General features: G+C 56.0%; 5 protein-coding genes, 1 pseudogene and 1 riboswitch. Of the genes and pseudogenes, 1 reads left to right on the top strand and 5 read right to left on the bottom strand.

Annotation, left to right across the window (positions count from 1 at the left end; genetic code table 11):
* Positions 1-495: 495 nt before the first annotated feature.
* Positions 496-1104: a hypothetical protein gene (locus tag ACFDSS_RS11825; RefSeq protein ID WP_375255944.1), complete on the bottom strand. Its 609-nt coding sequence runs from the start codon at positions 1102-1104 to the stop codon at positions 496-498.
* A gap of 485 nt (positions 1105-1589) precedes the next feature.
* On the opposite strand from ACFDSS_RS11825, the pseudogene ACFDSS_RS11820 reads away from it, so the two are divergent.
* A pseudogene (locus tag ACFDSS_RS11820) lies at positions 1590-1804 on the top strand (IS5/IS1182 family transposase); the annotation flags it as partial.
* Between the two features lie 124 nt (positions 1805-1928).
* On the opposite strand, the gene gcvP reads toward ACFDSS_RS11820, so the two are convergent.
* The 4 genes from gcvP to ACFDSS_RS11800 form a co-directional block, all read right to left on the bottom strand.
* Positions 1929-4772, bottom strand: a complete 2844-nt coding sequence (gene gcvP, locus ACFDSS_RS11815; RefSeq protein ID WP_375255943.1) for an aminomethyl-transferring glycine dehydrogenase — start codon at positions 4770-4772, stop codon at positions 1929-1931.
* A gap of 15 nt (positions 4773-4787) precedes the next feature.
* Entirely contained in the window at positions 4788-5147 is a 360-nt protein-coding gene (gcvH, locus tag ACFDSS_RS11810) for a glycine cleavage system protein GcvH (protein ID WP_375255942.1), read from the bottom strand.
* Between the two features lie 17 nt (positions 5148-5164).
* Positions 5165-6286 (bottom strand): glycine cleavage system aminomethyltransferase GcvT, encoded by a 1122-nt coding sequence (gcvT, locus tag ACFDSS_RS11805; protein ID WP_375255941.1) that lies wholly within the window; start codon positions 6284-6286, stop codon positions 5165-5167.
* 165 nt (positions 6287-6451) lie between these two features.
* Positions 6452-6537, bottom strand: a riboswitch (glycine riboswitch).
* A 535-nt stretch (positions 6538-7072) separates the two neighbouring features.
* Positions 7073-9229: an esterase-like activity of phytase family protein gene (locus tag ACFDSS_RS11800; RefSeq protein ID WP_375255940.1), complete on the bottom strand. Its 2157-nt coding sequence runs from the start codon at positions 9227-9229 to the stop codon at positions 7073-7075.
* Between the last annotated feature and the right edge of the window lie 28 nt (positions 9230-9257).

Here is a 9257-nt window from a genome sequence, read left to right as displayed (position 1 = left end):
CTCGAAGCTCTGGAAGCAAACGCTCGATATGCGACAAGTTATTCATAACCCTGTATAGCGAGATTGGGCCTGATGGAAAAGTTTTCATCCACCCCGTCGAAGTGATCTGCCTGGCCCCAAAAGAAGGTCGCCCAGGCTTGGCCCTGTTCCAGCTGAGAAATCCCAAATTTCAGAATCTGTTGCTTTGCCACAGAGGTGAGATATCTTTGTCTAAGGTATCGTAAAAGGTGCTGCTGGGCCTCCGATAAACAAGGGGAGGTTCAGTTTCGCAACCTGAAAGCACCAATACGCTGGTTGTCGCAAGTGCCCGTGCGCGTGACCTTGTTTCCAAAAAATCGCTTTTCAAAAACTTTCCAAAAGAATGATCGGCCTGCAATGCCGGCGACCTGAAAAAGGGACATCATGCAATCGCGGCTCACCTGACGATATCAACTTGCGGGATATCTTGGATCACCGATGGACTTTTGGTCCGCCCAACTGAATGACCCGGCCGGATTATTCTCCGCGTTCCCGAAGCCTGTCAAAGAGGTTTTCGTTAAATGCAATGTTTTCGAAGAATCTCTCGGCCAGGCCCAGCTCCGCTGCCGAATGGCCGCGCGAACCTGAGCGGCTCGTCAGGGTGAATTCGACAACGGCGTCCCTGCGCAGGGGATGACGGCAGGTATAGCCAGTTCTGCTCTCATATACGTCGCTTGCTGTCTCGATGCGGGCCGTTGTGTTGAGGGAACTGCCCTCAAACCGTATGCACTGCGCGCCCTTGAAGGCAACTTCCCGGGTGCTGATCATGGCGTCTTGAAAGCGTGACGGTCTGTTTTCGGGGGCTTTCGCGCGCTTTGCCTGTGCCAGAAAAGCGCTATCGCTCAGACTTGCGTCAATGCGCACAATGGCGACGCTGAGTATATTTGTTTCCCCCAGCAGGTCGCCAGCTTTGCCGAACGCCACAATGCGAGAGATTGACTTCAAAGTGACCCAATCGGAGCCCTCCGGTGCAACAACCGTTGCTCCGATGAGCTGAAACCCGCCGCGAGACGCAGTTTCGGACGGGGCAGCAGCGCAGCTCATCAGGCCCACGGTCATAAGAACGAAGAGTATTGCCTTTTTCATGAGATATCCACCCTGATTAATTGATCGCGACGCCGCATGAGCGAAGATCGGACCCGATGGGCACAGACGTTACAATCGTTTTCGCGAAGGCCCTACCGTTTATTGCGCCGGGGATCGTGACCTGCCCTTCGCTCCGGCGCACCGCATTATGCGCGCCGAGCGTCGCGTCGACAAGCATTGGGCGAAGATATAGTGCGCAGTCGATCCGATCGGATCCGGGCTGATTTAGGCATCATGTGACCCCGAATGCCTGCCTTTGCGGATTGTCATCTCGGCCGATCTTCGGCCAGTTCCCTGGACGCGGACATTTGCTGTGAAACAAAAGCTCTACGTCATGGGCTAATTCTGTTGAAAAACTCGTCCTTGATCCGGAGACAATTCGCTGGTTCGCTTTCTGTTTTCAGCGCGAGGATTGGCGATGTCGGGGCCAAAGCAGGACGCGCAAGCTGTGCTGTTTTATGAGGTCACGCTTGAAGATCATGTCCCGCGATGTCGCAAAGACCAAACAGTATGTGATCGCGTTGCTGCATCAAAAGAAATTGGAGATGCTATGGCCCATCCCAAACGCATCTTCGGGCTGGGAAGGCTCCGATTGCAACGACCATGCGGTGCAAACGATGAATTCCTCCTCGCCGCCACCGCCCGAAACCTCCGCCAATTTGCCAAGATCTTTCCAGTACCGCAGCAAACGCGCAAAGCCTGCTTCGAAAGGCGCTTGCCCGACGGTCAGATCGCTACCTTTTGCATAAGCGAACAGGTGTTTTTCCACAGAATTAGCGGAAAGTGGAGTTTCGCTGCGGATCAGAAGTCTTTCGGAGGTTGCGTCAATCAGCGACGTCTGAATAGTATTCCATCGGAGGGCAGGTGCAGATCAGGTTTCTATCGCCCCAGACGTTATCGACCCTGTTTACCGGTGCCCAGTATTTATCCACTCGGAATGCGCCCGGCGGAAAGCATCCGGTTTCGCGCGAGTATGGTCTGTCCCAGTCCTTTACGAGGTCCTCCATCGTGTGAGGTGCATTCTTCAACGGATTATTCTCAGGATCGACATTGCCGTTTTCTATGTCTGCAATCTCGGCCCGGATGGCAAGCATGGCATCGCAAAACCGGTCAAGTTCGGCCTTGGCCTCAGATTCTGTCGGTTCAATCATCAAGGTGCCTGCCACGGGCCAGCTCATCGTGGGGGCGTGGAAGCCGCAATCGATCAGCCGTTTGGCGATGTCATCCACGGTGACATGGGCGCTATTGGCGAAGGGCCGCGTGTCGATGATACATTCATGCGCGACCCTGCCTGTGGGGCCCTTGTAAAGGACGTCAAACGCCCCTTCGAGCCGCTTGGCAATGTAGTTGGCGTTCAAAATTGCAACGCGCGTCGCCTGCGTCAATCCATCACCGCCCATCATCAGGCAATAGGCCCAAGAAATCGGTAGCAATGATGGTGACCCAAAAGCCGCCGCAGACACAGCCCCTTCGCCGGCTGTCGGATCGCCTGGCAGATGCGGAATGAGGTGGGATTTGACGCCAATTGGCCCCATGCCTGGACCGCCGCCACCGTGGGGGATGCAAAACGTCTTATGCAGGTTCAAGTGGCTCACGTCGCCGCCTAAATCACTGGGCCGTGACAGTCCGACCATCGCATTCATATTGGCCCCGTCGATATAGACCTGACCGCCGTGGTCATGCACGATCTTGCAAACGTCGATGACGGTTTCCTCGAACACGCCGTGGGTGGATGGATAGGTTATCATGCAGCCTGCAAGGTTGTCCTCGTGCTGCTTTGCCTTGGCGCGGAAGTCATCCAGATCGATATCGCCATTGGCGGCTGACATGATTGGTACAACCTTCCAGCCAACCATCTGGGCCGAGGCCGGATTGGTCCCATGCGCGGACATTGGGATCAGACAGATGTTGCGGTGACCTTGGCCGTTCGCGCGGTGATAGCTCGCAATTGATAACAGACCTGCGTATTCACCCTGCGCGCCGGAATTGGGCTGCATTGAGATTGCGTCATACCCTGTCACATCACAGAGTTTGGCGGACAGGTCATCGATCATTTCCATGTAACCAGCAGCCTGATCGACGGGAATGTAGGGATGCAAAAGCGAGAATTCGTCCCATGACACCGGCATCATTTCAGCGGCTGAATTGAGCTTCATCGTGCAGGATCCCAGCGGGATCATCGCACGATCAAGGGCGAGGTCGCGGTCGGCCAAGCGGCGCATATAGCGCATCATTTCGGTCTCGGCGCGGTTCATGTGGAACACTGGATGGGTGAGGTAATCCGAGGTGCGGATCAGTTTTTCCGGCACATGATAATGCGGCGTATAATCCTTGTCTTCGCGTTCGATACCAAAGGCCCGCCAGACGGCCTCGATCGTTGCAGGGCGGGTGCGCTCGTCCAGCGTAATGCCCACTTGGGTGGTGCCAACGGCCCGCAAGTTAATGCCTTCATCTACCGCAGATTTCATCACGGCAGCTTGCAGCGGGCCAACCTCGACGGTGATCGTGTCAAAAAACGTGGCGGGACGCACGTCAAAGCCAGCACCTTTGATCCCCTCGGCCAGTCGTGCGGTTTTGCGATGGATGCGTTGGGCAATCGCCTTAAGGCCCTCAGGGCCATGAAACACCGCATAGAAACCCGCCATGACGGCCAACAAAGCCTGTGCTGTGCAGACGTTCGACGTCGCCTTTTCGCGGCGGATATGTTGCTCGCGGGTTTGCAGCGACAGCCGGTAGGCGCGGTTGCCGTGACTGTCGATGGACACACCAACAAGACGGCCCGGCATCGACCGGGCATAGTTTTGTTTCGTTGCCATATAGGCGGCATGCGGACCGCCATAGCCGACCGGCACACCAAACCGTTGCGTGCTGCCGACAGCAATATCGGCGCCCATTGCACCTGGTTCCTTGAACAATGTCAGCGACAGGGGATCGGCGGCGATAATGCCGATGGCCTTGTTGCCATGCAGAGTGGCAATCTCTGGGGTAAAGTCGCGCAGGTGCCCGAAGGTCCCCGGATACTGGAAGATCGCCCCGAAAACAGTCGTGGCGTCCAGATCATCCGGCTTGCCTACCGTAATCTCAATGCCCAAGGGCGCGGCGCGTGTCTTCATCACCGCGATGTTTTGCGGATGGCAGTTTTCATCAATGAAGAATCCGTTGGCCTTCGTTTTGGCAACCCTCCGCGCCATTGTCATGGCCTCGGCACAAGCCGTCGCCTCATCGAGCAAGGAGGCGTTTGCAATCTCCAATCCGGTCAGATCAGAGACCATTGTCTGGAAATTTAAAAGTGCCTCAAGCCGGCCCTGCGAAATCTCGGGCTGGTAGGGGGTATAGGCAGTGTACCAAGCCGGGTTTTCAAAGATATTCCGCTGGATTGCAGGCGGCGTGACCGTGCCGTGATAGCCTTGTCCAATCAACGAGGTCAGAACCCTGTTCTTGGACGCCGTGACCTTCATGTGATGGAGCAACTCACGCTCTGACATCGGTTTGCCAAAATCCAGCGGTTTGGCCTGCCGTATTTTGGCGGGAACTGTGTCAGAGATGAGCGCATCCAGATCGTCGGCTCCCACAACTTTCAGCATCTCCGCCATTTCGGCGGGCGATGGTCCGATGTGACGCCGGTTGGCGAAGTCATAGGGCAGATAGTCCGTGGGGGTGAAGGTCATGGTAGGCTCCGAAATTCAAGCGATCAAGGCGTTATAGGCGGCTTCGTCCATCAAGCTGTCCATCTGTGAGGGGTCAGCAGGCTTGATTTTGAAGAACCAACCAGCACCAATCGCGTCTTCATTCGCGAGTCCGGGATTGTCGGCGAGCGCGGCGTTTACCTCGACGATTTCGCCGTCAATCGGGGCTGAGATATCGGAGGCAGCTTTGACGCTTTCGATCACAACGACCTCTTCGTCTTTGGTCACCATAGTGCCGACATCGGGCAGTTCAACGAATACGATATCACCCAATTGTGTTGTTGCATGCTCGGTAATACCCACCACGACAACGTCGTCTTCGGGGCGTAGCCATTCGTGCTCTTCAGTGAATTTCATTTGTGTTCTCCGTCAGTTTAGCGTTTGAAATTAGCGGGTGTGAAAGGAAGCGATGTTATGGTCAGCGGCAGGCGCTTGCCGCGAAGTTCCCCAAAGACCGTGCCGCCTTTAATGGCATGTTCGGTGGGCAGATAGCCCATTGCAATTGGCATCCCGACCGAGGGTCCAAAGCCGCCGGATGTGATCGTTCCAACCGGCGTTTCATCATCAGCTTGGGCAAAAAGCGGCACACCTTCACGCATCGGCGCGCGCCCCTCGGGCAGCAGGCCAACACGTTTGCTGGCAGAACCATGGCTCAATTCAGCCAAAATAACGTCTGCGCCGGGAAACCCGCCTGGGCGGTCGCCGTCACTGCGCCGCACCTTTTGGATCGCCCAGTTTAGTGAGGCCTGGGTCGGCGTGGTGTCAGTGTCGATATCGTGTCCGTAAAGACAAAGCCCGCCTTCAAGACGCAAGCTGTCGCGTGCGCCAAGACCAATGGGCGCGACATCTGCGTGGGCCAGCAATTCACGTGCCAGCGCATTGGCCTGCGCTGCAGGCACTGATATTTCATAGCCGTCTTCGCCGGTATATCCTGACCGCGATACCCAGCATACGGCCCCTGCAAGCGACAGGGTAGCCACATCCATAAACCGCATGCTCGCGGCTTTTGGTTCCAGCGCAGACAGGACCGTTTCGGCAGCCGGTCCTTGCAGCGCAAGCAGCGCGCGATCGGTGATTTCGGTGACGGTGACACCGCTTAGGCTGGCTTTCATATGGGCAATGTCATCGGCCTTGCAGCCTGCGTTCACGACCATAAAAATATGGTCACCACGATTCGCCAGCATCAGGTCATCCAAAATGCCACCTGCGTCGTTAGTGAAAAAACCGTAGCGCTGTCGGTCTTGATTAAGTCCTCGGATATCAACGGGTATCAACGCCTCCAACGCAGTTGCCACCGCCCGGTAATTCGCGCCCGTGATGGTCACCTGTCCCATGTGACTGACGTCAAAGAGCCCGGCCTTGCTGCGGGTATGCAGGTGTTCCTGCAAGACACCCATCGAATATTGGACGGGCATGGCGTAGCCCGCGAAAGGCACCATTTTGGCGCCAAGTGCAACATGGAGGTCATGCAGCGGCGTATGAAAAAGGTCAGACATCAAAGGCCTCCATCTATGACGGGCCGATCGGACAATGAAACATCCTGCGGCACCACTTGAACGCGAAAGCCTAAGCTTTCGCGGGTGATGCCCCCTCTGTCCGTGTGCCTGAGATTGCTATCCCTTCGGCGGGCACAAATTGACGTGCCTCTCTCCAGAGTATTGGTATCAGCGTCGGTCCAGTTGCCTGAGAGTTTCCGGGGCGGTTGCTCCTTCGGCACCAGTTGATCTGGTTCTCCCAACGTTGATCTGAGTGAAGGTTGTCGGGTTTGAGCCGTGCTGGCAAGAGGTTTCGTCACTTTTCCCGCTCAAACATGGTCCTTTATCCTACATATGTTCGGTTTCGGCCCAAATTTGGGGGTGGCCATTAGAATAGCCGCTTTGGACCCGTCCCGCTTTCGTGCCGCCCCAAATGCTCGTTTAAGCCACCTCGCGCTCGAGAGCGACGGTGCTTTTCCAACCCAGTGTTGAATGGCGGCGTCGCGGAAATCGCTGCAGTCCGCCTGCAACCACGTCAAAGACCCGGTAACAGGTATCTTTTGCATCTGCCGTTGTCATCAAATGCAGTACCATCGGCACAATAACAGAAATTGGATGTCTCAAATGAGACTTCTTCTCATGCCAGATGAGTGAGACCTTCAGCATCGGCACGCTATGTGACCTCGCTGTTTACCGAATGTGACGTTTTGGAATCCGGTTGATGACAGTTTGCACGCCGCATGCTCATGTAAAAAAATAGCGCCGGAGGTTTCCCTCCGACGCCAGCTACTCAAATATTTCAGCTACTTAAAACTGACCTGGTGACCAAAAATATGTCTCACCAGAACTATCGTCCACGCCATCATTGTCGGTGCTGATCCAGGCTGTGCCATCTTCGAAAATGGCCAGACCTTCGACCTTGTCCACGACATATCCGTTCAAAGACAGCAGATCGGGGATCAGGTCGCGGACTTCCTCTTTGCTGACCACGGGCAGCGCTTCGCCCAAGGGTGCAGGGACCATTTCGACAGCCGGAATACGATAGATTTTCTTGGTTACCGCGGCCCCGCCGATCTGATTGTCGCGCTCAATGACGTAGACATAGTCACCGTGTGCCACGATCTCTGACAGACCGACCCAACCGGTTGCGGGCTCCGCCTTGGGATAGTGGACTGCGCCCCATTCCTCGGTTTCAAGGTTGTAGGCCACCAGTTTGACGTAGTTGGCCGGATCATCCGCCCATTCACGTTGCACAGCCATCCACAAGACATCACCGACCTTGGTGATACCTTCAAAACCAAAGCGGCGCTCAACCGCCATCAGTTCCGGCGGCAGACCGATCTCGCCGTCGCGAAACTGGATCTCGCCGTCAGCGTTTACATGGTAAATCGCATGTGGGATGACCCGATCTGTGCGGCCTTCGGAAGCGATATAGAAACCACCTTCGCCGTCCAACGTAATGCCTTCCATGTCCAGTTGCTGGGCTGGCTCCCCGTTTTGGCGGGTGACCGGAATACTGTCGATGATAGTCGCTGGCGTAGTGGTGGTGTCGATCTTGAAGATCGTCGGTTGGAAGCCGTAAAAGCTGTCGTTCACGGCCCAGACGATGCCATCCCTATCCGCCACCATGCCAGAGATTGCGCCCCAGCCGATCAGCTCATCCGCACCGGCGGATGTCAATTGCGGATAGGCGGGTGCTGCATCCTGCAATTCATAGATCATGACATGGCTGCGCACGCCGCCATCTTCGATCAGGTCAACTTCGTTGGCGGTGACGAACAAATTACGGGATGGGATCGCCACTGCACCTTCAGGCCCGACACCGCTTGGCAGTAGCTGCTTAAGGACGGGTGCTGCTGGATCGGTCAGGTCATAAACACCAACGATTGAGGAACGCTCCGCCAGAATGAACGCCATCGGCGTGTCATCAAAGACGCCAAACTCCATCCCCTCTGGCTCAACGCCTTTTGCGTCAGAGCGGCGGTCCGGGTAGTGGCCAACTTCAACGATGGCGTGCTCAAAGCTGGTGCCGTTTTCGTACACCAATTCACCATCCTGGCTGAAGATCGACCAGCCGCGCGAGCCACCATCCATGTCGCCTTCGTTAGCGATGGCGAAATGCGTGTTGTCAATCCACTGTACCGCGTCAGGCTCGCGCACACGACCGGGCTGACTTTCGTTAAAGATCAGCGCTGCGCGTTCGTCGGTCGCGTCGATGCCTTCCAGATCAACCGCCCCGGCAGAGAAATGACTGATTACGCCGTCCTTGTTTGCCACCACAATGTGATTGTTTTCCTGCAAGGTCACGACAATCTCGCCTTCGGCGTTGATGTCGACAAACTCAGGTTCAGGATCCTCGGGCGCAACGTCAGCCAGACCGGTCACATCAATCACATTAAGCGTGTCGCAATCCAGCGTGCCGTCTGCCACATCGACGGTGACAAGAAAGCCAGCCGGCATCTGGCCCACGCGCCCCGCGCCAAGGTCTTCATCCCGTTCATTTTCAATTGCAATGGCGATGAATGACCCATCTGGTGCGGCTGCGGTAGAATCGGGCTGCCCGCCCAGATCACAGGCCGCAATCTCGGCCATGCTGTCCAGATCAAAGGCTTTGACCATGCCGGAGGGGTTCGTGAAACTCTCGGATGTGTTCACGCCCACAAAAGCTGTGTTGCCGATGATCGAGACGGCTGTCGGCTCTCCGCCCACTGCGATATTGCCCTTTGGCTTCGGGTTTGACGGATCGGTGATGTCGATCAACCCGATTACACCCAATGGGCTGTCGGAGTAGACCAACGTCATGCCATCAGCACTGGCGCTGATAATTTCTGCAGAGCTTTCTTCGCCAGCGTCGGCATTGTTCAGAAATGTCGGAAAGCTTGCGATGCGGTTGAACGCGTCGGCGTTGGCCATACCGGCCGAGATAGCAATGACAGAGGTCATGGCAACAAGTTTACAGGTCATTGGATGTGTTCCCCCAAAAAAGTAACCT

Source organism: Yoonia sp. (assembly GCF_042093035.1).
Lineage (GTDB): Bacteria > Pseudomonadota > Alphaproteobacteria > Rhodobacterales > Rhodobacteraceae > Yoonia.
Note: the sequence above shows the minus strand (reverse complement) of the source record. Positions and strands in the feature narration are given on the sequence as shown.